General features: G+C 58.0%; 23 protein-coding genes. 8 read left to right on the top strand and 15 right to left on the bottom strand.

Annotation, left to right across the window (positions count from 1 at the left end; all coding sequences use genetic code 11):
- Positions 1 to 52: 52 nt before the first annotated feature.
- The 3 genes from CHB79_RS18220 (at position 53) to CHB79_RS18210 (ending at position 3643) form a co-directional block, all read left to right on the top strand.
- Positions 53 to 1072: a putative 2-aminoethylphosphonate ABC transporter substrate-binding protein gene (locus tag CHB79_RS18220; protein ID WP_010485621.1), complete on the top strand. Its 1020-nt coding sequence runs from the start codon at positions 53 to 55 to the stop codon at positions 1070 to 1072.
- 200 nt (positions 1073 to 1272) lie between these two features.
- Positions 1273 to 2433 (top strand): TIGR03364 family FAD-dependent oxidoreductase, encoded by a 1161-nt coding sequence (locus CHB79_RS18215; protein ID WP_089360935.1) that lies wholly within the window; start codon positions 1273 to 1275, stop codon positions 2431 to 2433.
- Between the two features lie 163 nt (positions 2434 to 2596).
- The gene (locus tag CHB79_RS18210) at positions 2597 to 3643 is read left to right on the top strand and encodes a transporter substrate-binding domain-containing protein (protein WP_089361017.1); all 1047 of its coding nucleotides are present in this window, start codon (positions 2597 to 2599) and stop codon (positions 3641 to 3643) included.
- Between the two features lie 122 nt (positions 3644 to 3765).
- On the opposite strand, the gene CHB79_RS18205 is transcribed toward CHB79_RS18210, so the two are convergent.
- From CHB79_RS18205 to CHB79_RS18195, 3 genes are all read right to left on the bottom strand, one after another.
- On the bottom strand, positions 3766 to 5160 hold the full coding sequence (locus CHB79_RS18205) for a DUF3482 domain-containing protein (protein WP_010485628.1): 1395 nt from the start codon (positions 5158 to 5160) through the stop codon (positions 3766 to 3768).
- Positions 5153 to 6547 carry a DUF2868 domain-containing protein gene (locus CHB79_RS18200; protein WP_089360934.1) on the bottom strand — a complete coding sequence of 465 codons (1395 nt, stop codon included), beginning with the start codon at positions 6545 to 6547 and terminating at the stop codon, positions 5153 to 5155. The genes CHB79_RS18205 and CHB79_RS18200 overlap by 8 nt, the downstream gene beginning before the upstream one ends.
- Before the next feature lie 68 nt (positions 6548 to 6615).
- A complete protein-coding gene (locus CHB79_RS18195) occupies positions 6616 to 7662 on the bottom strand; it encodes a glycerophosphodiester phosphodiesterase (RefSeq protein WP_245851570.1) in 1047 nt (348 codons plus the stop codon).
- Positions 7663 to 7876: 214 nt separating this feature from the next.
- Here CHB79_RS18195 and CHB79_RS18190 point away from each other — a divergent pair, with 214 nt between their 5' ends.
- Positions 7877 to 8389 (top strand): dihydrofolate reductase, encoded by a 513-nt coding sequence (locus tag CHB79_RS18190; protein ID WP_089361016.1) that lies wholly within the window; start codon positions 7877 to 7879, stop codon positions 8387 to 8389.
- 56 nt (positions 8390 to 8445) lie between these two features.
- Here CHB79_RS18190 and CHB79_RS18185 read toward each other — a convergent pair whose 3' ends face one another.
- From CHB79_RS18185 to CHB79_RS18140, 10 genes are all read right to left on the bottom strand, one after another.
- Positions 8446 to 8769 carry a DUF3392 domain-containing protein gene (locus tag CHB79_RS18185; protein ID WP_010485635.1) on the bottom strand — a complete coding sequence of 108 codons (324 nt, stop codon included), beginning with the start codon at positions 8767 to 8769 and terminating at the stop codon, positions 8446 to 8448.
- Positions 8770 to 8806: 37 nt separating this feature from the next.
- Positions 8807 to 10009, bottom strand: coding sequence for a radical SAM family heme chaperone HemW (hemW, locus tag CHB79_RS18180; RefSeq protein WP_089360932.1), 1203 nt, complete (start codon positions 10007 to 10009; stop codon positions 8807 to 8809).
- Positions 10006 to 10599: an RdgB/HAM1 family non-canonical purine NTP pyrophosphatase gene (gene rdgB / locus CHB79_RS18175; protein WP_176443221.1), complete on the bottom strand. Its 594-nt coding sequence runs from the start codon at positions 10597 to 10599 to the stop codon at positions 10006 to 10008. The genes hemW and rdgB overlap by 4 nt, the downstream gene beginning before the upstream one ends.
- Positions 10596 to 11015, bottom strand: coding sequence for a DUF4426 domain-containing protein (locus CHB79_RS18170; RefSeq protein ID WP_089360931.1), 420 nt, complete (start codon positions 11013 to 11015; stop codon positions 10596 to 10598). Before CHB79_RS18170 ends, rdgB begins: the two co-directional genes overlap by 4 nt.
- Before the next feature lie 20 nt (positions 11016 to 11035).
- On the bottom strand, positions 11036 to 11650 hold the full coding sequence (gene metW / locus CHB79_RS18165) for a methionine biosynthesis protein MetW (protein WP_010485643.1): 615 nt from the start codon (positions 11648 to 11650) through the stop codon (positions 11036 to 11038).
- 7 nt (positions 11651 to 11657) lie between these two features.
- Complete coding sequence (gene metX / locus CHB79_RS18160; RefSeq protein WP_089360930.1) at positions 11658 to 12797, bottom strand: homoserine O-succinyltransferase MetX; 1140 nt, start codon at positions 12795 to 12797, stop codon at positions 11658 to 11660.
- A gap of 163 nt (positions 12798 to 12960) precedes the next feature.
- On the bottom strand, positions 12961 to 14943 hold the full coding sequence (locus tag CHB79_RS18155; protein ID WP_089360929.1) for a dynamin-like GTPase family protein: 1983 nt from the start codon (positions 14941 to 14943) through the stop codon (positions 12961 to 12963).
- 261 nt (positions 14944 to 15204) lie between these two features.
- Positions 15205 to 15795: a YggT family protein gene (locus CHB79_RS18150; RefSeq protein WP_089360928.1), complete on the bottom strand. Its 591-nt coding sequence runs from the start codon at positions 15793 to 15795 to the stop codon at positions 15205 to 15207.
- Between the two features lie 10 nt (positions 15796 to 15805).
- Complete coding sequence (gene proC / locus CHB79_RS18145; protein ID WP_089360927.1) at positions 15806 to 16624, bottom strand: pyrroline-5-carboxylate reductase; 819 nt, start codon at positions 16622 to 16624, stop codon at positions 15806 to 15808.
- Entirely contained in the window at positions 16621 to 17328 is a 708-nt protein-coding gene (locus tag CHB79_RS18140; RefSeq protein ID WP_010485653.1) for a YggS family pyridoxal phosphate-dependent enzyme, read from the bottom strand. Before CHB79_RS18140 ends, proC begins: the two co-directional genes overlap by 4 nt.
- A 192-nt stretch (positions 17329 to 17520) precedes the next feature.
- Between CHB79_RS18140 and pilT the strand changes: the two genes are divergently transcribed.
- From pilT to CHB79_RS18120, 4 genes are all read left to right on the top strand, one after another.
- Positions 17521 to 18555 carry a type IV pilus twitching motility protein PilT gene (pilT, locus tag CHB79_RS18135; RefSeq protein WP_010485655.1) on the top strand — a complete coding sequence of 345 codons (1035 nt, stop codon included), beginning with the start codon at positions 17521 to 17523 and terminating at the stop codon, positions 18553 to 18555.
- 122 nt (positions 18556 to 18677) lie between these two features.
- Positions 18678 to 19826, top strand: coding sequence for a PilT/PilU family type 4a pilus ATPase (locus CHB79_RS18130; RefSeq protein ID WP_010485657.1), 1149 nt, complete (start codon positions 18678 to 18680; stop codon positions 19824 to 19826).
- Between the two features lie 93 nt (positions 19827 to 19919).
- Entirely contained in the window at positions 19920 to 20318 is a 399-nt protein-coding gene (locus tag CHB79_RS18125) for an NINE protein (RefSeq protein WP_089360926.1), read from the top strand.
- Positions 20319 to 20438: 120 nt separating this feature from the next.
- Complete coding sequence (locus CHB79_RS18120) at positions 20439 to 21506, top strand: HAD family hydrolase (protein WP_089360925.1); 1068 nt, start codon at positions 20439 to 20441, stop codon at positions 21504 to 21506.
- A 39-nt stretch (positions 21507 to 21545) separates the two neighbouring features.
- On the opposite strand, the gene CHB79_RS18115 is transcribed toward CHB79_RS18120, so the two are convergent.
- Both CHB79_RS18115 and nadE read right to left on the bottom strand, forming a co-directional pair.
- Positions 21546 to 23204, bottom strand: coding sequence for a Na/Pi cotransporter family protein (locus CHB79_RS18115; RefSeq protein WP_010485660.1), 1659 nt, complete (start codon positions 23202 to 23204; stop codon positions 21546 to 21548).
- Between the two features lie 218 nt (positions 23205 to 23422).
- Positions 23423 to 24253: an ammonia-dependent NAD(+) synthetase gene (nadE, locus tag CHB79_RS18110; RefSeq protein ID WP_089360924.1), complete on the bottom strand. Its 831-nt coding sequence runs from the start codon at positions 24251 to 24253 to the stop codon at positions 23423 to 23425.
- Between the last annotated feature and the right edge of the window lie 88 nt (positions 24254 to 24341).

Genomic DNA, 24341 nt, shown 5'->3' with positions numbered 1-24341 from the left:
GTCATGAAAACTGATTCTGCCAACCCATAAAACCTCGATAATGGAGCTTCACATGTTCAAACGTACTGCTCTAGCGACCGCCTTGATTGCCGGTTTCAGCCTGCACGCCACTGCCGCGACCGAGTTGACTGTGTACACCGCGCTCGAAGTGGAACAACTCAAGGCCTACAAAGAGGCGTTCGAAAAGCAAAACCCGGACATTGAAATCAAATGGGTGCGTGACTCGACGGGCATCATCACCGCCAAGCTGCTGGCAGAAAAAGCCCGGCCGCAGGCTGATGCTGTCTGGGGGCTTGCGGCGTCTAGCCTGGCTGTACTCGACAAACAGCAAATGCTGGAGGCCTATGCGCCCGCGCAGCTCGACAAGATCAGCGCCAATTACCGGGATGCGGCCAACCCTCCAGCCTGGGTCGGAATGGACGTCTGGGCCGCGACAATTTGCTTCAATACAGTCGAGGCCGAAAAACAGAACCTGCCGAAACCGGTTAGCTGGGAAGACCTGACCAAGCCGATCTACAAAGACAAGATTGTGATGCCCAACCCGGCCTCATCCGGTACCGGTTATCTGGATGTCAGCTCCTGGTTGCAGACCTTTGGTGAGCCACAAGGCTGGGCCTACATGGATCGCCTGCATCAAAACATCGGCCAGTACACCCATTCCGGCTCCAAGCCTTGCAAGTTGGCGGCGGCGGGGGAGTTCCCGATCGGTATCTCGTTCGAATACCCGGCGGTTCAATTGCAACGCAAAGGGGCGCCGCTGGATATCGTCCTGCCCAAGGAAGGCCTGGGCTGGGATATCGAGGCGACCGGCATTATCAAAGGCACCGCTCACTTGGAAGCGGCCAAGAAACTGGCTGACTTTTCTGCCAGCAGCGACGCCATGCAACTGTACAAGAGCAATTTCGCGGTGCTTGCCCAGCCCGGTATTGCTGAGCGCTTCCAGGAATTGCCTGCCGATTATGAGCAGCGCCTGATCAAGAACGACTTTGCCTGGGCTGCGGAGAACCGCGACAAGATCCTCGCAGAATGGCGCAAGCGTTATGACGGCAAATCAGAGCCTGTTGCCCAGTGATGCAGCCGGCAGCGACGCTCTTGCGGTGTTGCGCGACAGGGGCAGGCCGTGGCCTGCGCCCGCGCGCCTAGCCAGATCGCCGCTGCCTGGTGCTCGATTTGTGGTGCGGTTGATTGGGTAAAAGCGCTGCTGGACGGGTGCGACCGCAAGGCGTGCTCCTCCAGTCAGGGTGAATTAAACACTGCGTTTGAGGATTTTTAATGAGTCAGCAAGATTGCGACCTGCTGGTTGTCGGTGCCGGTATTCTGGGCCTGGCCCATGCCTATGCGGCAGCTAAACGCGGCCTCAAGGTCAAGGTATTCGAGCGTAGCCATACGCCGTTGGGCGCTTCAGTGCGTAACTTCGGGCAAGCGCTGGTGACTGGCCAAGCCCCCGGGCCGATGCTCGATCTGGCCCGCTTGAGTCGCGGCCTATGGGCCGGTCTTGCGGCTGAGGCTGGCTTGTCGATCAAGCAGCAAGGCTCGTTGCTGTTTGCCCGTACCGAAGCCGAAGAAACGCTGCTGGAAGCGTTTTGCGCTGGCCGTGCACGCGAATACGAGTACAAGGTCGAACTGCTGCGTGGCTCGGCCCTAAGCGATTTATATGACGGGCGCTTTGCACATCATCGCGCAGCCTTGCATGGTCTTGATGACCAGCAGATCTATTCGCGTGAGGCCATGCCGCAGTTGGCTAAGCACTTACAACAACGCTATGCCGTAGAGTTTCACTTTTCGACCCTGGTGCAGGATATTCAGCCTGGCATGGTCAAAACTACCAGCGGTGTCTTCCGTAGTCCGCGAGTGGTGGTTTGTTCAGGCCACGATTACCAAACCTTGTTGGCTGAGCAAATCAGTGAATTGAAGCCGCAAGTGTGTGGCCTGCAGATGTTGCGGGCGCGCTTGAAGCAACCGTTGCAGTTGCAGCATGCATTACTCACCGGGTTGAGCTGTGTGCATTACGGTGCATTTTCCGACTTGCCTGAGGCGGATGCTATTCGTGCGCAAATTTCCCAACAGCAGCCGGAGCTGGAAGCCAATGGCATTCACCTGCTGATCAGCCCGACACCCTACGGCGAGCTGATCATTGGTGATTCCCATGTCTATGGCAGCGACATCGAACCCTTCAATAGTGAAGCGGTTGATCAAATAATGATCAGTCTGGCCGAGCATACCTTGGGGGCGCCAATTGATGTGATCGAGCGTTGGCAAGGAGTTTATGGCGCGCGTGGGCCTGGACCATTCAGTGTGCTTCGCGTGGATGAAGGGGTGCAGGCTGTGCTGATGCACACCGGGCTAGGCATGAGTGTCGGGCTGGGTTTGGGTGAGCGCACCATTGCCGCAATGCTTGGTGAAAGTGCTTGGCCAGGTACTCAGGCCGCATAAGGGTAGTTGCTCGTCATGGCCTGAGCCAGAGCGGTTGCAGGCTATGCTACCCAAGCCTGTGAAACGATCCATTGCGCCTCAAAGCCAGGGTAGCGGCCAAAGTTTGTTACCCTATTGCCTTTGTTGCCAAGCATGGAGCGTTGAGGTGCATAGGATTGTTGCAGTGTTTATTTTGTGTCTGTACAGCTTTTCAGCTGTCGCGGATGAGCCTGGAAAAACTACTCTGCGCGTGGGGCTAAGCGAGGTTCCACCCTTTGTCATTCATGATGACAATGGAGAGTGGCACGGGATAAGTGTCGATGTCTGGAATGATGTGGCCGAGGCATTGGGCTATAGATTCGAATATGAGCCCATGCAGTTTGGCGAGCTGTTGCCAAGCCTTGAGGCAGGTAAACTCGATGTGGTTATTGGCGCCTTGACCATGACCGCCGAGCGCGAAAGCAAGCTTGACTTTACCCACCCTATCTATCAAACAGGGTTGGCCATTGCGGTGCCCCACGGCGGTGACAAAAGTGGCTGGGCAACACTCAAGGGCTTGCTGTCCTGGCAGTTTGCTAGCGTGGTGCTGGGCCTGGCTGGCTTGTTATTGCTGGTCGGTGCGTTGCTCTGGATATTCGAACGTCGGCGTAACACTGACCAGTTTGGTGGCAAGACAACACAAGGGTTGGGCAATAGCTTCTGGTGGGCAGCAGTAACCATGACCACGGTTGGCTATGGCGACAAAGCACCGGTGACGTTTGGCGGGCGCGTTATCGCCATCATCTGGATGTTCAGTGCCTTGATCATGGTGTCGACCTTTACTGCTGCGGTCACCAGTGCGCTGACCGTCGGTAATCTGCAAAGTGGTATCAAGGGCTCTGAAGACCTCCGTCGTGCGCATGTAGCGACAATCGGCGGCACAGTCGGTGAGAAGTACCTGACCAATCAACGAATTCGCAACACCGTCTACCCGGATGTGCTGAGTGCAATGCGCTCGGTGCAAGAGGGTGAGACTGACGCGGTTGTCTACGACCTGCCGATCCTGCAGTATCGCAATGCAGAGTTGGACGGCGGTGGTTTGGACATCCTGCCGGGCACCTTTGACAATCAGTCATATGCCTTTGCCGTCGCCAGTGGCAGCCCGTTACGCGAGCCGATCAGCCAGGAAATCCTGCGCATCACCAACAGTGACGAGTGGCAGCGCCTCAAGGATGTTTACCTGGATCACTAGTTCCAGACCTCCTCGCGGGCCTGAGCGTTAAACATCCTTGGGCAGCCTTGGGCGATTGATCAGGGCCGCACCAATCGCCCAAGACAGGCTGTGGGCCGACTTGGGGTAGCCTGCCGCCTGTTTCAGCCCCTGCTGATCCGTTGGTCAAGCAGCTCTTGGGTCAGTGCTTCGACTCGCTCGCGGCGTTCGCTGTTGTTGCGCCAACTGCGATTATCAATGCTCGACCACTGCGGGTAGGCGCGGGCGTCGCGCAGGGCTTCGGGTAGTTTGCCCTGGCGCCAGGTGCTGTCCTGGGGCGCGGCGAGCTTGATTGCATTCATTGCCGCATGGCCGCGTTCATCCAGGGCGCCCAGCAGCAGTTGCTGGCGCAGGGCCAGAAGACGCAGCACGGCATCGTCAACTGTGAGTTCTCGCTCGCCTTTGAGCTTACCCTTGAGGCGTCGGCCATAGCCGCGCAAGGTTTGTGCGCCACCACCAATCAATGCGCCTAGCGCCGCCGCCGCGCCCAGGGTGACGCCGCCAACCAGCAGGTCGACCCCCGCACCGGTTGCCGCGCCTGCAGCCATGCCGCCACCGACCTTGATCCCCAACTGCTTGAGGGTTTGCGGGTTGAACAGGTCATCGCCCCAGCGACCGTCAAGCAGGGGGAGGTCTTCAGCCTTGGCGTCATCTTTGCGGAAGGCATAGAGCTTGAGCAGGTCTTCGACACAGCGCTGTTCGCGTTTGCAAATACTTTCGCGCAGGGCCTGGATCGCCGCTTGTTCAAGCGCCGGTTCAGCCGCAACGCTGCGTCGGTAGGCCGCGCAATCAATCAGCAAGTCGGCAATCAACTGCAAGCCGGCCTGTATTCGGGCTTCGCGTTGGGCCTGATGATCCTCGACCAGGCGTTGTAATTGAGGGGCCGCTTTTTCCAGTAACAGGCCCAGGCTTTCATAGAGGCGCCGTTCTCCATCAACGGGCGGTGCCACGCTGTCGAAGCGCACCAGTGCGTGTAAACCAAGGCGGGCCAGTGCTTCTCGCCATTCCTGTTCGCGATGGCTGGTGCTGGCGACAAAATTCAATACCGGCAGCAAGGGGCGTCCGCACATGCTCAACACCTGGAGTTCGTCGCGGTATTTGGCCAGGACGGGCTCGCGTGCATCAATCACATACAGACCGGCATCGGAGGCTTGAAGCTGGCGCAGTACCTTGGCCTCCTGCTCGAAACGCTGGTGGGCTTCGCTACTTTGCAGAAAACGCTCCAGGCGTGCCGGGCCATCGAGCCGCTCGCCGGGATGATCAAGACGTTCCAGGTAGTCGAGCAGGGCGATTGCGTCTTCCAGCCCTGGTGTGTCGTAAAGCTCTAGCAACGCTTCACCTTCAACGGACAGGCGTGCGCCCTCAACATGGCGGGTAGTGCTGTGGCGGTGTGATACCTCGCCAAAGCCGACGTCACGGGTCAGGGTGCGCAGCAGTGAAGTCTTGCCGACATTGGTGTGACCGACGATGGCCAGTCGCAGCGGCTTGTTTTTAGTCATGACCGCTCTCCAGCCAGCTTAGCGGCGCTGAATCACTGTGTTGCAGTTGCAGGGTGTCGAGCGCCCTGTGCCAGTCGCTTAGGCGATTGCTGTCGAGCGGCTCGCCTGTTGGTGGCTGTAATAGCCAGATGCGTGTGGCACCCGCGCAGCGGCTTAGTTCGCCGAGCAGGCTCAAGGCGCCCCGGTCGGGCGAGCGGCGCGGGTCGCAGGCAATCGCCAGGCGGGCCGGGGGGAAGCGCGTCAGCTGATCGAGCAGGCGCTGGCGCTGTTCGCGGCTGTCGATCACCCCGGCATCGCGTACGCTTTTGGGCAGCTTGGTTGGTGGCCATTGGCGCTGGGTATCCAGTTCGATGGCCATCAACACCGCTTCTTCGCTGGTGTTGATGCCGTTACCTGCCGCGGGCTGATACAAGGCGTCCGGCGCACTGTCATTTATCCCAAGGCGCTCGCTGCTTGGTTGCAACCGTTCGCGCAGCAGGCTGTAGCCGGGTAGGTTGGTGTCGAGTTTCAGGGCGGCGCGGCCTTTGCGCCAGAACAACCAGCAGGCAAGCGCCAGCAGCAGGCGCGGAATGATGCCGTAAATCAGCAGCACGCCGACCAGCCAGCCAGCCCAGCTTTGCCGGGCGGCTTCGCTGAGCATGGCACTGTCGCCGCTGAGGCGGATCAGTTCGGCATCCGGCAAGCTGAAGCCAAACAGCGCGGGCAGGGCGCCGATGCCTTGTGTCAGCGCGGTAAAGGTGTCACCGCCGAGAATGGTGCTTTCCCAGACAAAGCCATAGCGTCGTGTGGCCAGCAGCAGCAACATGCTCAACAATGTGCTGATCAGCGCGACCAGCCAGAATCCGTTGCTCATGATGCCCAGCACCCAGCGGCTGAGTCGTTGGCGTTGCAGCAGAATGAGCAAGGCCGGTGCCAGTTGCGCCACCTGTGCATCGCGCGCCAGTTTCTCGCTGAGCCACAACCACAAGCGGCCCAGTGCGCCGGCGCTATTGCCCGCAAGCAAAAGTCCGAGCAGCCAGCCGAGTAGCATCAGCAGGTTAAGCCCAAGCATGCTGCCGAGCGCCCAGAACACGTTGACCGGGCGCAAGCCATCGCCGAGCGCCGCCACGCTCAAACCTATGCCGCTGAACACCGCCAATACCAGCATGGCCAGGACCGCCAGGCGTGAGCCTTGGTACCAATGGCTCAAGGCTTGTAGCTGGCCGTCACGTTCGGCCAGCAATAAAGCACGGTGTTGCAGGCGCTCGGCAAAGTCACCGCCGCTGATTTGCACCCGGCGGTTGGCTTCGCTGTCTTCGAGCGGCCCGGTGTGCTCCTCGCGCAAGCGGATGGTCTCGGTGAGCCAGAGCTTTTGCAGTTTGCTCAGCGTATTGGAGGCAGCTGTCACGCGGTATCTCGCTTCAGGAGTGAATGCTGAGCATAACCGCTGAACGCTGTTTGAACTATTCCATCGGCTTATTTGCGCAGTTTGATGCCAATGTCTGGCTGGTCCATGAACAGGCCGTCGATACCGGCGTCGAGGAATATATCTATTTCCTGCTCGATATCTCCCCGGGCTTGCGGGTCATCACCCTTGCGCAGGTTCACTGGCAGAAAGCTGTTTTCAGCGCGAAAGGTGTAGGGATGAACTTTCAATTTCGCGGCGTGGGCATCGGCTACAAAACGGGTGGCGTTGGCTGGGTCGAGCATGCCCTTGCTGTCGAGCGGGATGATTGCGCTTTTGTGTGGACCGACGCCGACTGCGTATTCGGCAACTTGTTTAAAGCCCTGCGGCGTTGCCATCTGCGCGTAGGTCAGGCTGCCGCCGCTGCTGACCTGGTCAAAGGGCTGCCCTTCGCCGTATAGCTGAATCAAGCGAATATCGCTGTCACGACTGAGCTGTTTAAGATTATTGACCTCGAACGACTGGATATAAACCGGTGCCTCGGCGCTATCCAAGCCGTTTTCCCTGAGGATTTTCAGCAAGGGTTTCTCCATGCTCAAGCCTTGTTGCTGAAAGTGGCTTGGGTGCTTGGTTTCGATATACAGGCCAATCTGCCGTTGCTGGCTGCGTTGCAGGTCTTTGCTCAGGTCGATGATTTCCTGCAGCGTCGGGATCTGCAGGCTGCCGTTCAAGCGGGCATTGCCGGGACGCACGTCGGGGATTCGCTCAATGGCGCGCAGGGTCTTGAGTTCAGCCAGGGTAAAGTCTTCACTAAACCAGCCATTTAGCGCGATGCCATCAACTGTTTTACTGCGTTTGCGTTCGGCAAATTCCGGGTGATCCGCCACATCGGTGGTCAAGCCCAGTTCATTGTCATGCCGCGCCACCAGTTGCCCGTCCTTGGTCATTACCAGGTCGGGCTCGATGTAGTCAGCGCCAAGGGTGACCGCCAATGCGTAAGCGCCGAGCGTGTGTTCGGGCACATAGCCGCTGGCGCCGCGGTGGCCGATGACCAGCGGATAAGGTTGCGCTTCGGCAGTGTGTTCTTGGCTGGGCGACTCAGGCGCTGCGCCCGCCATAAAGGGCAAGCAAAGCAGGCAGGCTAAAGCGCCCAGGCGAGAGTGGGCGGCGAGAAGAGGGTTGGGTGCAGGCATGCGCGTCGTCCTTGTACGGGGTGCAGGCTAAAAGGATAGTCTGCAACAGGCTTGGTGACCCTTTGTTTACAGCCGTCTGGATTGTAGACGCGCCACGCGTTGTCGCACCCTGGGCCCAAGCTTTGATATGCTCGCCCGCATGAAAAATACTCTTCCTCTTTGTCTGATTGCGGCGCTCGCGGATAACCGCGTGATTGGCCTCGATAACCAAATGCCTTGGCACTTGCCTGCTGACCTGAAGCACTTCAAAGCGCTGACGCTGGGCAAGCCGATCATCATGGGACGCAAAACCTGGGACTCGCTTGGCCGACCCTTGCCGGGGCGCCTGAATCTGGTGGTCAGCCGCCAAAGCGGTTTGCAACTTCAGGGTGCCGAAGTCTTTGCTTCGCTGGAGGCGGCGGTGGCCCGTGCCGATGCCTGGGCCCGCGAACAGGGCGTGGATGAGTTGATGCTGATTGGCGGCGCGCAACTCTATGCCCAGGGGCTTGAGCAGGCACAGCGCATGTACCTGACGCGGATCAATCTGAGCCCGGACGGCGATGCCTGGTTTCCTGAATTTGATGCCGCCGCATGGCAACTGGTCTCAAGCGAGGCGCATCCTGCCACCGAGACAACCCCGCCTTATGTATTTGAAGGCTGGCAGCGCCTTTAAACGCATGGGGAGGGTGGATGGCGTTTTTCCATCCACCATTGCAGGGTGTGCTGTTCCTAGCTGCGGTCAGCCAGCACGCCGATCAAAAAGAACACCAGCAACAGCACTGGCGCCAGTGTGTAGTTGTTGAACTGGCCAAGGCCCGCGCTCAGGTAAGGCGTCAGGAATACGATGGCCAAGCCATACACCACGGCGCAGACGATGACGAAAATGATGGTGCGGAACACAAAGTTCAGGCCGCCAATGCTGCGCTGAACCCAGGCATTGATGGCTGGGCCGAAGAGTACGAACAAGGTCGCCATGATCGCCAGCGAGATGTCGTACAGGTGGCTGCGACTCCAGCGTGACAGTGTGGCGGTTAGGTCAAGTAGCAGGTCCATGCGGTGTCCTTAGAGCAAAAGGCTCATCAACTGCCTATCAAGGCAAAAACTGTTGCAGTAAGTCATTTAGAAACAACTGGCCCTCTGCTGTCGCAGTCAGGCGATCAGGGTTGTCTTGCAGCAAGTCGCGTTGTTGCGCTTCTTTGCGTGCCTCGCTTAGCAGGCTGAGCGGCAGGCCGGTGCGCTGGCTGAACAGCTCGCTGGCCACACCTTCGGTAAGGCGCAATACATTCATCAAAAACTCGAACGGCAACTCATCCTGCACGAGAACGCGCTCGCCTGCACTAAAGCGCTTGTTTGGGTCGAGGTAGTCCTTGGGCAGACGGGTTTTCCAGGTGCGCCGGATAATGCCATCGGGGCTGCTGAGCTTGCCGTGAGCGCCCGCACCAATTCCGATGAAATCGCCGAAGCTCCAGTAATTCAGGTTATGCCGCGCCGCCTTGCCAGGCTGGGCATAGGCTGAGACTTCATATTGTGCATAGCCGTGCTCGGCAAGCAGTGCCTGGCCCGCTTCCTGAATATCCCAGAGCGTATCGTCCTCGGGCAGGGTTGGCGGTTGGTTCCAGAACACCGTATTGGGCTCAAGTGTCAGCTGATACCAGGATAGATGCGTGGGTTGTTGGGCAATGGCGATGCGCAGGTCAGCCAGGGCATCGTCAATGGATTGATCCGGCAAGCCATGCATCAGGTCGAGGTTGAAGTTGTCGAAACCGGCTGCTCGGGCCATATCGGCGGCGCGCACGGCTTCATCGCCATCGTGAATTCGGCCGAGTGCTTGCAGTTTGGACGACTGGAAGCTTTGCACGCCGATCGATAGCCGGTTGATCCCCAGCTTGCGGTAGGCCGAGAACTTGGCCTGTTCAAAGGTGCCGGGGTTGGCTTCGAGGGTGATCTCAATGCCGTCGACAAACTTGATGCGCTGTTCAACGCCTTCCAGCAGACGCCCAAGGGCCTTGGCTGAAAACAGGCTCGGTGTGCCGCCGCCAAAGAAAATCGATGTCAGTTCTCGCCCGTACACAGCAGGCAAGTCGGCGTCGAGGTCAGCCAGCAAGGCGTCAACGTACTCCTCCTCCGGCAGGTTTGGCGCCGCTGCATGGGAGTTGAAGTCGCAATAGGGGCACTTTTTAACGCACCAGGGAATGTGGATATACAGCGCCAGTGGCGGCAATACAAAGCCTTCAACCTGATGATGGCTGCGGTCGCTGGCGATGGTCTGGCCAGCGTTTGGCGCTGTTGTCATAGACCCAGCCGTTGCTTGAACAGCGCCATGGCGCGTGCACGGTGGCTGAGTTGGTTCTTCTCGGCAGGGATGAGTTCGGCGCTTGAGCAGTCGCGCTCTGGCACCCAGAACAAGGGGTCATAACCGAAGCCATGGGCACCTTGCGCCGCTGGCAGGATACGTCCGTGCCACAGCCCTTCGCAGATGATCGGCAGCGGGTCGTCTGCGTGGCGGACCAGGGCCAGGCAACAGACGAACTGGGCGCCGCGTTGTTCGGGAGCGACATCCTTGAGTGCCTCAAGCAACTTGGCATTGTTGGCGGCATCACCCTGGCCGTCGGCATAGCGTGCCGAGTAAATGCCGGGGGCGCCGCCGAGGTAGTCAACGGCCAGGCCAGAGTCATCGGCGAGCGCCGGCAAGCCCGATACGCGCGCGGCATTACGGGCCTTGAGAATGGCGTTCTCGACGAAGGACAGGCCGGTTTCTTCGGGCTCTACGGCGCTGAATTCACCCACCGAGCGTACACGAACAGCGTCGCCAAGCATGGCCTGGAGTTCTTTGAGTTTGCCAGCGTTATGGCTGGCCAGTACAAGTTCAGTGAGCTGGATCATTCGTCTGGGAAAAATTCCTGGTTGAAATCGAAGCTGTGCGCCTTGCCGTCGCCCGCGGTGACATTAATGGTGAAACGCAAGACTTCACGCTGTTCGAAAGGGAACTGCGCCAGGTAATAAATGGCGCCCGGTTCGCTGACTTTTTTGAAGCTCAGCGCGTAGTTCTTGCCCAGCAGGTCCTTTACCGAACCGGTTACGTTGGCGGCGCTGGCCTTGCCGGCTTTAAGCACGGCAATGTTGACCACACCTTGGGTTTTGCTGCGGACCAGGCCGTTGGCGGCGGCGATATCCGGCTGCAAGAAACCGGAGTTGAAGGCGTTGTAGTGAATGTCCAGGTCACCATAGGTTTTCTTGCGCTCAGCAAAGGCTGGCAGGCTCAGGCACAGGGCCATGAGTAATACGACGAGGCGACGCATAAGAAATCTCCTTCAAATAGTCAGCTGGTGCGGTTCATGGCGCTATGACCACTGACCCGATAGATGCCTATCTCACCTAACAGATTAGGCAAGATTTTACTGGCCCAACCGTGCCGGTGGTCGCGATCAACCGCCAGGCGCTCAAGAATGGTCGCTTGCTGTTCCAGGCACAGGCGCTCGAAGTCTTCGAAGGTGCAGAAGTGAATGTTCGGCGTGTTGTACCAGGTGTAGGGCAAAAAGTCGGAAACCGGCATCCTGCCTTTAGTGGCCAGGTACCAGCGGCAGCGCCAGTGGCCAAAGTTAGGAAAGGTAATGACGCAGGTTTTACCGACGCGGAGCATTTCCTTGAGTATTCGATCCGGGAAATGCACGGCCTGTAGCGCTTGAGTCATGACCACCACGTCAAAGCTGCCATCGGCAAAGTTGCCCAGGCCTTTGTCGAGGTCTTGCTCGATAACATTGACGCCCTTGTCCACGCATTCGGCAATGTTGTCGGGGTCGATTTCCAGGCCGTAGCCAAAGACCTGCTTATTGTCGCGCAGCCAGGCCAGTAACTCGCCGTTGCCGCAACCAAGGTCAAGCACGCGGCTGCCTGCGGGAATCCAGTCTTGGATAATGTCCAGATCGGCTCTCATGCCTGCCTCACAAGGTAATTCGATTCATATAGCTGCTAAATGCCTGCAGATAGCGCGGGATCGGCATCAGGAACGCATCGTGACCTTGCGGCGCGTCGATTTCCAGGTAGCACAGGTTTTTCCGCGCGGAGGTCAGGGCGTCGACTATCTCGCGTGAGCGCTGTGGCGAGAAGCGCCAGTCAGTGGTGAATGAGATCACGCAGAAGTCTGCCTGCGCTTTCGCCAGGGTCTTCGCCAGGTCGCCGTCATTTGCTGCGGCGGGGTCAAAGTAATCGAGCGCTTTGGTCATCAGCAGATAGGTGTTGGCGTCAAAGCGTCCTGAAAACTCTTCGCCCTGGTAGCGCAGGTAGCTTTCGACCTGGAACTCGACGCTGTGGAAATCGTAATTGAGCTTTTCGCTTTTCAGGCCGCGCCCGAATTTCTCGCCCATGGCGTCATCGGACAGGTAGGTGATGTGCCCAACCATGCGCGCAAGCATCAGGCCGCGCTTGGGGATCACGCCCTGTTCCTGGAAGTGGCCGCCATGAAACTCCGGGTCGGTCAGAATGGCCTGGCGGGCGACTTCATTGAAGGCAATGTTCTGTGCCGACAATTTGGGCGCCGAGGCAATGGCGACGCAATGGCGAACGCGCTCAGGATAACTGATGGTCCATTGCATGGCTTGCATGCCGCCCAAGCTACCGCCGACAACCGCGGCCCACTGCTCGATACCCAGCGCATCTGCCAGTCGGGCTTGGCTGTGGACCCAGCATTCGACGGTCATTACCGGAAAATCGGCGCCGAAGGGCTTGCCAGTTTCCGGGTTGATGCTCGATGGGCCGGTAGAACCGTTGCAGCCACCGAGGTTATTCAGGCTGACCACAAAGAAACGGTTGGTATCAATGGCTTTGCCGGGGCCGATACAGCTGTCCCACCAACCGGGCTTGCGGTCTTCAGCGCTGTGATAGCCAGCGGCATGATGATGGCCGGACAGTGCGTGGCAAATCAGCACGGCATTACTGCGCGCCGCGTTGAGTTCGCCGTAGGTTTCATATATCAGGTCATAGTTGGCAAGGGTTCGCCCGGAAGCCAGTGATAACGGCTCGGCAAAATGCAGTACTTGGGGTGTCACCAAGCCAACAGAATCTTGTGGAAAGGCAGTCGACATCGACCCTGCTCGCAAAGTTGAGAGTTGGAAAAGAAAGTCATGCAGTCTAAAGAGCGCCGCCCCCTGCGGCAAGCGATGGGGCGGTGCGATGAGCTTTTGAGTAAAGCCCGGATACAAAAGTGGATGTGCGTCCTGGAGCACCGGTCAACCGGTGCGGGGCGCTTTATTCGTTGGCGCTCATGCTGCGTGCTGCAAGCGGGAGGTTGACGACCTTGCTGTGCCGTTGGATGGGGGCAGGACGGCGCAGGTTGCGCAGCATGTCCGCCGCTTCATTGAGCTGTGCGCTCAGGTCTGCGCGGTAGCGGGCCAGTTGTTGAGTGCGCTGGCGGGTTTGCTGGTTTTCCTGGGCCAGTGCCTTGAGTCGCAACATGTGCGTTTCAAGGAGCTGCTTGTGTTCCAGCGTATGCTGCATCAGGGGCATCAAGGCATCGTTGGCCCACTGGTCCGCATCCTGGCGCAGGCGCTGGTGCATTCCGACCACTTCCTGGGCCAGCGTGGCAAAAAAGCGTCTCGCCAGGCTTTTCTGCTCGGTCAACAAGGACTTCAAGTGCAGGCGGAACTGGTCTGCCTTGACCTGCAGTTGCTTGAGTTCACGGCAATAGCGCTCAACATTGAATTGCGGTGCATCTACGCCATTGAGCGGGTTTTCTTCGTTGTGCCGGCGATAAACCGCTGCGACCATGGTGTTGGCGGTTTCGACTTCATAGCTCAGGCTGTGCAGGTCGTTCTGGATCGAGCTGAAAAAATGCAGGATGGCCTGGTTGATGCCAAGGGTAGTCCAGCAACTGGTCAGCTCCTTGCGCGCGCGCTCCATGTGCTTTTCAAGCTGCTCGGGCCGCACTGCCGCGCGAAGCATATCGCCCTGGCGCTTGAGCAGACGCTGATTGGTTTTCAGGCCCAGCAGGCGCTTGTGGTGCTGGCTGTGATCTTCCTTGGTCTTGGCGGTCAGCTCAAACAGCATCTGGCCGTTATCTTGCTGGTGGGCGTTAAGCAGGGCTTGCTGCTGGGTCACTTGTTCAAGGCGCAAGTTGAGTACGTGCTGGCTGTTTTGCACCAGGCCCAGCACCTGGTTAACCACATGATCTTCGATCAGGCGTTCTTTTTGCTTGACGATGCGCTCGCAGAGCAATGTTTCCAGGTTATGCATTTGACTACGCGCAAGCAGTGCCGGGTCCTTGCGCACTTTCGCCAACAGCGCCTGCTTGGCCGAAAGCGGCAATATATCGTCCGGCTTGATGCCAAGTTGCCTGGCGGTAATGGTCTGGATCTGGCGGATGCTGTTCTGCACGAATGTCTCGCCGGCCAGGTCATCCCAGAGCACGTCGATCTTGTTCAACACGGCGAACAAGCTGGCGTGGCTGTCTTCTTCAAGCGGGTGGATATGTTGTTGCCAGGCCGCCATGTCGCTTGCGGTTACGCCCGTGTCGGCAGATAGCAGGAACAGGATTGCCTGGGCGCTGGGTAGCATCGACAGGGTCAGTTCTGGTTCGCAGCCCAGTGCATTCAGCCCGGGCGTGTCGAGAATGCGCAAGCCTTGGCGCAGCAGTGGATGGTCAAAATTGACCAGGGCATGACGCCAGGCCGGCACCATGACCACGCCGGGTTTGTCACTGTTTTCCAGGGTATCTGGATGGAAGCCCAGCTGGATGGCGTCTTCAACCTTCATCGGCTTGGTTTTCGACACCTGGTTGAACGCTGCAATCATGTTGCCCGGGTCAGTAACATCCAGCGGGATGTTCACCCAATGTCGCGGGGCGCGCTTGAACTGGGCAACGCTGGCTTCCGAGACGCGGGTTTCTATCGGCAGCAGCCGAATGTAGGAATGCTCGGAGCGTGGGTCGAAGAACAGCTCGGTTGGGCACATGGTGGTGCGCCCGGCGTGCGATGGCAGCATGCGCTGGCCATAAGAAGAGAAGAACAGGCTGTTTATGAGCTCGGTCTTGCCGCGTGAGAACTCGCCAACAAATGCCAGGGTGATGTGATCGGTACGCAAAACCCGAAGTGCGCGCTCAAGTTTGGCGGCAACGCTATCCGAGTTTAAACGATTGGCTTCGAGCCAGCTGCGATAACGCGTGATTTCACGCATAAGCTCGCGCTTCCACGCCACATAGGCGTCGATCTGCTGGGTGAGACGTTCCATGCTCATTGACTCCATCCTTTAACGAATCGAAGCATCTAGCACGTCCCGCATCGAGCTGTAGGCTTTGCTATCAATTCATTATGACTATTTTTACAAGCCAGGCCGGGCATTTTCAGCTGATATGTGAAAGCCGACTCACTTGTATTGAATCCTTGCAGTGATGGCATTATGCCTGGACTGTAAGAATCGTCAATTAGCCTATTTATAAACGGTCGTTTTGCCCGTCCAACCGGGCGGATGAGGCCGGTTGGGCGGGCATGGCCTGGGTCAGATTGCCAGGCTGAGGCCCGAGAGCATGCCAGTCTGGATCGCCAGGTTGTGGATAACCAGCATGTCGATCAGGTTGAGCACCAGGAATGCCAGGATAGGCGAAAGGTCGAGGCCGCCAAGGTTTGGCAGGATTCTCCGGAAAGGCATCAGCAGGGGTTCGCAAATCTGGTTCACCAGTTCAACCGCAGGATTATGGCTACCCTGGGCGACCCACGACAGAATCACGCTGATGATCAAGGCAAAGAAGAACACCTTGATAAACAACGCGGTGACGCCAATGATCGACCAGACCAATACCAGCAGCGGTGCGCCAAAGCCGTAGCCCATCAGCATCAGGGTTAGCTCCATCAGCACGAACTGGACGATCAAGGCGAGTATCAACGAGGAGGTGTCGAGGCCGAAGATGCTCGGGATCAGTTTGCGCATGGGCTTGAGCAAAGGCTGAGTCGCGCGCACGATAAACTGGCTGAGCGGGTTGTAGAAATCGGCGCGGACCAATTGCAGGATGAATCGCAGCAATACGATCAACAGGTAGAAACTGCCGATGGTTTGCAGGATATAGACGCCCGCGGTGTTCAGACCAATCATTATTTGCTCCTTATTTGCCCAGCTGTTCGGCCAGCTCGGCCGAACGGCGAGCAGCGGCGTGTAATGCGTCATCAACCAGGGCTTCAAAACGGCCAGCCTGGAAGGTTTTGATTGCAGCTTCAGTGGTGCCAGCAGGCGAGGTCACCCGGCGCCGCAATTCGCCAGCGTCTACATCACTGGCGACGGCCATATGGGCGGCGCCCAAGGCTGTCTGCAATGTCAGTTGGGCTGCTGTTTCGCGCGGCAGGCCGAGTTTTTCGCCGGCTGCCGTCATGGCTTCGATCAACAGGAAAAAATACGCGGGGCCACTGCCTGAAACAGCGGTTACCGCATCGATTTGCTGTTCCTGGTCGAGCCAAACGGTCATGCCGACGGCTTTCAGCAATTGTTCGGCCTGGTCTTTCTGCTCAGGGCTCACGCGAGCATTGGCATACAAGCCGCTTACGCCCTGGCGCAGTAGCGCCGGGGTGTTGGGCATGCAGCGCACTATGGGGCGCTCGCCGAGCCAGCTTTCAAGGCTGGTGCAGTTGATGCCGGCGGCGATGGAAACCACCAGTTGGCCCGCTTGCAGGTGCTGGGCAAGGTCTGTGCAGACTTCCTTCATCACCTGCGGCTTGATCGACAGCACTATGACGTCCGCACCTTCAATGGCCTCGGCGTTGCTGGCAAAAGTGCTGATGCCGTGTTCGGCAGAAATTTTCGCGCGTTGCTCTTCACCGCGGTCACTGGCTCGGATGGCGCTGGCGTCGAAGCCTTGCGCGCGCATGCCGCCAATAAGGCTGGCGGCCATGTTGCCTGCGCCGATAAAGGCGATGCGAGGAGAAGTCATAGCGAAGTTTCCTGTGTTGATTCAGAACGATAGTCGCGGGCACCAAAGAGCGCCGTGCCAATTCGAACCCAAGTCGCGCCTTGGGCAATAGCCGCCTCAAGGTCGTGACTCATGCCCATGGACAATGTGTCGAGATCGAGATTCAGGCTTTCTTGCAGCTCGCGCAACAAGGCAAATGCCGCGCTTTGTTGTGCCGGGTCGTCGCTTGGCTCTGGAATTGCCATCAGTCCCCTTAGCTGCAAGTTCGGTAACCCCTTCACGGCCGCAGCCAGGGCCGGTAATTGCTCAGGGCTGCAGCCGGATTTACTGGCTTCCTGGCTGACGTTGACCTGCAAGCAGATATTCAGTGCGGGCAAGTGCGCAGGGCGCTGTGCCGATAATCGTTGTGCCACCTTGAGTCGGTCGACTGAATGTACCCAGTCAAAGTTTTCAGCGATGGCGCGGGTCTTATTTGACTGAATGGGGCCGATGAAATGCCAAATCAATGGCAAATCGGATAATTCGTGCTGTTTATCCAGCGCTTCTTGTAGATAATTTTCACCAAAGTCATGTACACCAGCGGCATAAGCCTGGCGAACGGCGCTGGCTGGTTTGGTTTTGCTTACTGCAAGCAAACCAATTGTCTCGGGTTGACGTGCGCAGGCTTGCGCCGCCTCACGGATCCGAGTTCCGACCTTTGCAATATTCTCTGCTATCGTGGACATTACTTACGCTCTGTGGCCCGTTCGCTCTGCGTGTGGGGCATTCTAACGTCAATGGCCGCTGGTTGAGAAAAACTAACGTGACAGGGCGCGTCATTCTGCCTGCAACGACGCGTGCTAGTTGAGCCGTTTGATTTGATTTAAACACTGCATAACCGGGTGCAGCGTTATTTAAGCAGCCTGTTGGGGAGTTACATGGATATCACAGAACTGCTGGCGTTCAGTGCCAAGCAAGGGGCTTCGGACTTGCACCTTTCTTCGGGGCTGCCACCGATGATTCGTGTTGATGGCGATGTACGTCGCATCAACTTGCCTGCGCTGGACCATAAGCAGGTGCATGCGCTTATCTACGACATCATGAACGACAAGCAGCGCAAGGACTTCGAAGAGTTCCTGGAAACCGACTTCTCGTTCGAAGTGCCGGGTGTCGCGCGTTTCCGGGTTAACGCCTTCAACCAGAATCGCGGTGCTGGCGCTGTGTTCCGGACGATTCCTTCCAAGGTCCTGACCATGGAAGACCTGGGCATGGGCGAAGTGTTCCGCAAGATCACCGACGTGCCGCGTGGCCTGGTTCTGGTGACCGGGCCAACGGGTTCGGGCAAGTCGACCACCCTGGCGGCGATGCTCGATTACCTCAATGCCACCAAGTATCACCACATCCTGACCATCGAAGACCCGATCGAATTCGTGCATGAGTCGAAGAAGTGCCTGGTCAACCAGCGTGAAGTTCATCGCGATACCCTGGGCTTCTCCGAAGCACTGCGTTCGGCGCTGCGGGAAGACCCGGATATCATTCTGGTGGGTGAGATGCGTGACCTTGAAACCATCCGACTGGCACTGACCGCCGCGGAAACCGGACACTTGGTGTTCGGCACCTTGCACACCACCTCAGCTGCAAAAACCATCGACCGGGTGGTTGACGTGTTCCCGGCTGAAGAAAAATCCATGGTGCGCTCGATGCTGTCGGAATCATTGCAGGCGGTGATTTCCCAGACACTGTTGAAGAAAATCGGCGGCGGTCGGGTGGCAGCGCACGAGATCATGATCGGCACCCCGGCGATTCGAAACCTGATCCGCGAAGACAAAGTGGCGCAGATGTATTCGTCGATCCAGACCGGTGGCTCGCTGGGGATGCAGACCCTCGACGCCTGCCTTAAAGGTTTGGTGGCGAAAGGCTTGGTCAGCCGCGAAAGCGCGCGTGAGAAGTCGAAAACCCCGGAAAACTTCTAACTGGCAACAGCCCAACCGCTCGGGTTGCGCGTACCGCGCAGAGCGAAGGCAGCGCTGACACACGCGCAGCGCTGCTATATAAATCAAGGGTTCACGCGTGACAGTGACGGTGAGATAGAGCAATGGACTTTGAAAAACTGCTACGCCTAATGGTCGAGAAAGGTGGTTCTGACCTTTTCATTACTGCGGGCGTTCCACCGTCGATGAAGGTCAACGGCAAGATCATGCCGATCACCAAGACCGCGATGTCACCTGAGCAAACCCGTGAAACCGTGCATGCGGTGATGAACGAACAGCAGCGTCGCGAGTTTACCGAGAACCACGAATGCAACTTTGCCATTAGCGCCCGTGGCGTGGGTCGTTTCCGGGTCAGTGCGTTTTACCAGCGCAACCTGGCGGGCATGGTATTGCGCCGGATCGAAACCAATATCCCGACGCTCGATGACTTGCAGTTGCCGGAAATCCTGAAAAAGCTGGCGATGACCAAGCGTGGCCTGGTGTTGTTCGTAGGTGCGACCGGTACCGGTAAGTCGACCTCGCTGGCGGCAATGATTGGCTATCGCAACAAGAACAGCAGCGGCCACATCATTTCCATCGAAGACCCGATCGAATACATACACCAGCATCAAAACTGCATCGTCACCCAGCGTGAAGTAGGTATCGACACCGAGTCGTTCGAGGTCGCGCTGAAAAACACCCTGCGCCAGGCGCCGGATGTGATCCTGATTGGTGAGGTGCGAACTCGCGAAACCATGGACCATGCCGTTGCCTTCGCCGAAACCGGTCACCTGTGCCTGGCCACCTTGCACGCCAACAACGCCAACCAGGCGTTGGACCGGATCATCAACTTCTTCCCGGCCGATCGGCAGAACCAGGTGTGGATGGATTTGTCGCTCAACCTCAAGGCCATCGTCGCCCAGCAATTGATTCCAACCCCGGACGGCAAAGGCCGGCGAGCGGTAATTGAAGTCCTGATAAACACGCCACTGGCCGCTGACCTGATTCGCAAAGGCGATGTGCACGAGCTCAAGGCCTTGATGAAGCGCTCAACCGAACAGGGTATGCAGACCTTCGACCAGGCGCTGTACAACCTTTACAGCCAGGGTGAAATCACCTACGAAGATGCCTTGCTCTATGCCGATTCGGCGAACGACCTGCGCCTGATGATCAAGCTCGGTTCGGAAACCGATGGCGATCACCTGACCAGCATGGCGCAGGGCTTGTCATTGGAAGTCAGCAACGACGACAACCCGGGTCGCAGCTTCCGCTAGCAAGGGGGGGCGCAAAATTTATCCAGTGCGGTGGCACTCAACACATCGCGCGGTTGTCCTAATATTTTCCATGCAAGCAGGAGGCGAGCAGCTATGCAGCAACAGGACACCCACAGCAAGACAATCGGTTATCTATTATGGATCTTCGGTTTTCTTGGCGCCCATCGCTTCTATTACGGCAAGCCTGTAACGGGAACTATCTGGTTCTTCACCCTGGGCCTGTTGTTTATCGGCTGGATCATAGACCTGTTCCTGATCCCCGCCATGGACAAGGAAGCTGACCTGCGTTTTACCGCAGGCGAAACCGATTACAACGTCGCCTGGATTCTATTGACCTTCCTCGGCGTTTTCGGTGTGCACCGTATGTACCAGGGTAAGTGGATCACAGGGATCATCTACCTGTTCACCGGGGGCCTGTTCTTTGTCGGCGTACTCTATGATTTCTGGACGCTCAACACTCAGGTGTCACTGAAGAACGCCTCCCGCGCGTGATCGTTGCACCCAGCTGACGGGGCCAGGTGGCGCCGACAGCGTACATCGGGTCGTTAATGCACCAACCTCTCGGTAATTTTTTGTTACGGTTGTTTCTTCTACTAAAAAGAGAGAACCGTTATGAAGCTCGCGCCAAAATTGCTGGCCGCTACACTTTGCCTGGGTTTGAACCTGGGCGTAGCGGGCCAGGCGTTCTCCACCGAGCTCAAGCATTGGCCAGCACCGGCAGCCAAGCAACTTGAGGCCATGATTGCAGCGAATGCCAACAAGGGTAACTACGCTGTCTTTGACATGGATAACACCAGCTACCGCAACGACCTGGAAGAGTCGCTGCTGCCGTTCATGGAGAACAAAGGGCTGATCACCCGTGAAAAACTCGATCCCTCCCTCAAGCTGATTCCGTTCAAGGACACCGCTGAGCACAAGGAAAGCCTGTTCAGCTATTACTATCGCCTTTGCGAAGTGGACGACATGGTTTGTTATCCATGGGTTGCGCAGGTGTTTTCCGGCTTCACGCTGCAGGAGCTCAAGGGCTATGTCGACCAGATGATGGCCTCGGGCAAGCCCGTTCCCAGCACCTATTACGATGGCGATACGGTCAAGACCATTGAAGTCAAGCCGCCGAAGGTGTTTGCCGGTCAGGTTGAGCTGTACAACAAGCTGATGGAAAACGGCATTGAGGTGTATGTGGTGAGCGCGGCATCAGAGGAGCTGGTGCGCATGGTCGCTTCAGACCCAAAATACGGCTACAAGGTCAAACCGCAGAACGTAATCGGCGTTTCGCTGCTGCTCAAGAATCGTCAGACCCACCAACTGACGACCGCACGCAAGCAAGTCGCCGCAGGCACATATGATGAGCAGGCCAATCTCGGTCTTGAACTGACCCCGTACCTATGGACGCCAGCCACTTGGATGGCAGGCAAGCAGGGCGCCATCCTGACTTATATCGACCAGTGGAAAAAACCAATCCTGGTGGCTGGCGATACCCCAGACAGCGATGGCTACATGCTGTTTCACGGCGTCGACGTCAGCAAAGGCGGGATTCACCTCTGGGTCAACCGCAAAGACAAGTACATGAACCAGCTCAACGGCATGATAAAGACCAACGCCGAGGCGCAGGCCAAGGAAGGTTTGCCAGTCACTGCGGACAAGAACTGGGTCATCGTCAAGCCAGATGATATCCAGTAAACGAGCACGGGCCAGGCGTTAACCTGCCTGGCCCTGAATTCAGGTTGTATGCTTGATTTCGGATAGGTCATCCACCGCCAGCGCGCCGGTATCGGCAGTTTCCAGCACGGCGTAGGCGCTGCTGCAAAACAGTGAGTTCAAGCGCTTCATGTCGGCAATCAACTCCAGGTGCAACGAGCTGGTTTCGATGCTCTGCACTATCTTGCGTTGCAACCGGCTGACATGGGCATGGGCCAGGCGGCGTTCCTGGGCGCGGAAGCGGCGCTTCTCCTTGAGCAGTTGGCGGGCGCTTTCCTTGTCGGAGCTGAGAAACACCGACAAGCCCAGGCGCAGGTTGGCAATGAGCTGGCTGTGCAGCCCGGCCAACTCCTCCAGGCCTGTCTCGGAAAATGACCGGCGCTGCGAGGTCTTTTGCTGCTGCACCTTGCGCAGCATGCGCTCGATCAGGTCACTGGCGAGCTTGAGGTTGATCGCCAGTTCGATGGTCTCTGCCCAGCGACGGCTGTCCTGGTCGCTCAAGTCTTCCCGCGGCATCTGCGCCAGATACAGCTTGATGGCGCTGTAGAGCGTGTCAATGTCGTCGGTCAGGCGGCGTATCTCCTGGCTGACAGCGCTCTGCTTGCTATGCAGCACATCGCGCATGGTTTCGAGCATATTGTCGATCAAGTCGCCGATGCGCAGGGTTTCGCGCGCGGCATTGGCCAGCGCCAGGCTAGGGGTGGCCAGCGCTGCTGGATCGAGATGTCGTGCCTTGGCCGCGCCATTGGTTTCTGGTTTTTGCGGGAGCAGCCAGCTGCAGAGCTTGGCCATTGGACCCACGCTGGGCAGTAGCAGCAGGCAGCGCGCAGTGTTGTACAGCAGGTGAAAGCCAATGACGATTTCCTGGTGGCTGAAGTCGAGGCTGTCGATCCAGGCCACCAGCGGGTCGAGCACTGGGATAATCAGTAGCAGGCCAATCAACTTGTACAGCAGGCTGCCAAGCGCCACCTGGCGGCCTGCCGTGTTCTGCATGCTGGTGCTGAGAAAGGCCAGCACGCCACTGCCGATGTTGGCGCCAATCACCAGGCCGATGGCCACGGGCAGGCCAATCAGACCAGCACCTGCCAAGGTGGCGGTGAGCAATACGGCTGCAAGGCTGGAGTAGGAAATCATTGCGAACAGGGCACCGACCAGCGCATCGAGCAGAATGTCGCCGGTCAGTGATGCAAAGATCACTTTTACACCTTGTGCCTGTGTGATCGGCGCCGCCGACTCAACGATCAATTGCAGCGCCAGAATAATCAATCCCAGCCCGATGCTGACCCGGCCCATCTGCCCAAGCCGGGTTTGCTTGCGTGACAGGAAAAAGATCACGCCGATAAAGATCAGCAGTGGCGACAGCCATGACAAATCAAAGGTCAGCACCCGCGCCATCAAGGCCGTACCGACGTCAGCGCCGAGCATGGTTGCCAGCGCCGGGGTCAGGCTCATCAGGCCTTGACCGACAAAGGAGGTGACCAGCATGGCGGTGGCGTTACTGCTCTGGACCAGTGCGGTGACGCCTATCCCGGCGATAAACGCCAGCCAGCGCCTGGACATGCTCTGGCTGATTACGCGGCGCAGGTTAGAGCCGTAAACCCGCAGGATGCCGGTTCGGACTATATGTGTGCCCCAAATCAACAAGGCCACGGCAGATAATAAATTGAGCAGGGTAAGCATGCTGGCTCCCTGTGCTGTTTAAACCCTGATGGGCAAGCCGACGGTGCCGTACGCGTTCTAGTTGTTACTTAAGCTGTAGTTGGCTTACGGCAATGACGCCAGCATCGCATAGCTGAACAGGGGATTGAAACAAAACTGTCATAAAGCGAGCGCGGTCGATGACAAAACCAATAAAGCCCGGAATATCCGGGCTTTATTGGGAGGCTCGAGTGTTGGACTTAGGTCGGGATGATCGGCAATTCGCGCTTGTGCGCCGTTTTCAGGTAGGCCGCTTCGATGATTTCGGCGGCGGCATCAGACACTGGCTTGCCAAGCAGGTAGTTGTCGATATCCATGTAGGTGCAGCCGTAGGCAACTTCATCGAGCTTGCCCGGCGCAAGTTCTTCCAGATCCGCAGTCGGCGCTTTGTGCACCAGGGATTCTGGCGCACCCAGTTGTTGGGCGAGGAGGCGAACCTGGCTCTTGGTCAGGCCTGACAATGGCGCCAAGTCACAAGCACCGTCCCCAAACTTGGTGAAGAAGCCCATGACCGCTTCGGCTGCGTGATCGGTGCCGACAACCAGGCCACCGACAAAATTGGCAATGGCGTACTGCGCGACCATGCGAGTGCGGGCCTTGACGTTGCCTTTGGCAAAGTCGGTCAGGCTTGGGCTTGGTTCAATGCCTTCCAGCTGGATGCTGTTCATCAGGCCATCGACGGCATCGGCGATGTTCACGGCAGTCGACATGTCCGGCTGGATAAAGCCCAGCGCTGCCTGGGCGTCGTGCTCGTCTGCCTGGGTCTTGTACGGCAGGCGCACTGCGACGAACTTGGCGGCGTGGCCCTCGTCGCGCATTTCGCTGACGGCCAGCTGGCACAAGCGCCCGGCGGTTGAAGAGTCGACGCCGCCGCTGATTCCCAGTACCAGGGCCTTGGCGCCAGATTTGCGCAGTACGCCCTTGATGAATTCGATGCGGCGAGTGATTTCGGCTTTGGCGCTGCTCTCATCGATAATGCCTCGGTCAATGGCCAAGGCTGCCTGAATCTCTGATCGCAAAACTGGGTTCATTACACATTCACCTTTTGGGTTGTTCCAGCGCTGGCAAAAGCATCCTCAAGCCAGTACAGGCATTTTTAAGCAATTATCGGGCTACTTT

It is taken from the genome of Pseudomonas segetis (assembly GCF_900188155.1).
GTDB lineage: Bacteria > Pseudomonadota > Gammaproteobacteria > Pseudomonadales > Pseudomonadaceae > Aquipseudomonas > Aquipseudomonas segetis.
The sequence above is the reverse complement of the archived record's forward strand: the minus strand, read 5'-3'. Positions and strand labels throughout refer to the sequence as shown.

What these genes read in the sequence shown, in the direction of transcription:
- CHB79_RS18130 (WP_010485657.1), top strand. Translation starts at nt 18,678, where the DNA reads ATGGACTTTGAAAAACTGCTACGCCTAATGGTCGAGAAAGGTGGTTCT.
- CHB79_RS18170 (WP_089360931.1), bottom strand. Translation starts at nt 11,015, where the DNA reads ATGCGTCGCCTCGTCGTATTACTCATGGCCCTGTGCCTGAGCCTGCCA.
- CHB79_RS18190 (WP_089361016.1), top strand. Translation starts at nt 7,877, where the DNA reads ATGAAAAATACTCTTCCTCTTTGTCTGATTGCGGCGCTCGCGGATAAC.
- metX (WP_089360930.1), bottom strand. Translation starts at nt 12,797, where the DNA reads ATGTCGACTGCCTTTCCACAAGATTCTGTTGGCTTGGTGACACCCCAA.
- CHB79_RS18125 (WP_089360926.1), top strand. Translation starts at nt 19,920, where the DNA reads ATGCAGCAACAGGACACCCACAGCAAGACAATCGGTTATCTATTATGG.
- CHB79_RS18220 (WP_010485621.1), top strand. Translation starts at nt 53, where the DNA reads ATGTTCAAACGTACTGCTCTAGCGACCGCCTTGATTGCCGGTTTCAGC.
- hemW (WP_089360932.1), bottom strand. Translation starts at nt 10,009, where the DNA reads ATGACAACAGCGCCAAACGCTGGCCAGACCATCGCCAGCGACCGCAGC.
- CHB79_RS18150 (WP_089360928.1), bottom strand. Translation starts at nt 15,795, where the DNA reads ATGATTGGTCTGAACACCGCGGGCGTCTATATCCTGCAAACCATCGGC.
- CHB79_RS18155 (WP_089360929.1), bottom strand. Translation starts at nt 14,943, where the DNA reads ATGAGCATGGAACGTCTCACCCAGCAGATCGACGCCTATGTGGCGTGG.
- nadE (WP_089360924.1), bottom strand. Translation starts at nt 24,253, where the DNA reads ATGAACCCAGTTTTGCGATCAGAGATTCAGGCAGCCTTGGCCATTGAC.
- CHB79_RS18185 (WP_010485635.1), bottom strand. Translation starts at nt 8,769, where the DNA reads ATGGACCTGCTACTTGACCTAACCGCCACACTGTCACGCTGGAGTCGC.
- pilT (WP_010485655.1), top strand. Translation starts at nt 17,521, where the DNA reads ATGGATATCACAGAACTGCTGGCGTTCAGTGCCAAGCAAGGGGCTTCG.
- rdgB (WP_176443221.1), bottom strand. Translation starts at nt 10,599, where the DNA reads ATGATCCAGCTCACTGAACTTGTACTGGCCAGCCATAACGCTGGCAAA.
- CHB79_RS18205 (WP_010485628.1), bottom strand. Translation starts at nt 5,160, where the DNA reads ATGACTAAAAACAAGCCGCTGCGACTGGCCATCGTCGGTCACACCAAT.
- CHB79_RS18120 (WP_089360925.1), top strand. Translation starts at nt 20,439, where the DNA reads ATGAAGCTCGCGCCAAAATTGCTGGCCGCTACACTTTGCCTGGGTTTG.
- CHB79_RS18215 (WP_089360935.1), top strand. Translation starts at nt 1,273, where the DNA reads ATGAGTCAGCAAGATTGCGACCTGCTGGTTGTCGGTGCCGGTATTCTG.
- CHB79_RS18195 (WP_245851570.1), bottom strand. Translation starts at nt 7,662, where the DNA reads ATGGCGGGCGCAGCGCCTGAGTCGCCCAGCCAAGAACACACTGCCGAA.
- proC (WP_089360927.1), bottom strand. Translation starts at nt 16,624, where the DNA reads ATGACTTCTCCTCGCATCGCCTTTATCGGCGCAGGCAACATGGCCGCC.
- CHB79_RS18140 (WP_010485653.1), bottom strand. Translation starts at nt 17,328, where the DNA reads ATGTCCACGATAGCAGAGAATATTGCAAAGGTCGGAACTCGGATCCGT.
- CHB79_RS18115 (WP_010485660.1), bottom strand. Translation starts at nt 23,204, where the DNA reads ATGCTTACCCTGCTCAATTTATTATCTGCCGTGGCCTTGTTGATTTGG.
- metW (WP_010485643.1), bottom strand. Translation starts at nt 11,650, where the DNA reads ATGAGAGCCGATCTGGACATTATCCAAGACTGGATTCCCGCAGGCAGC.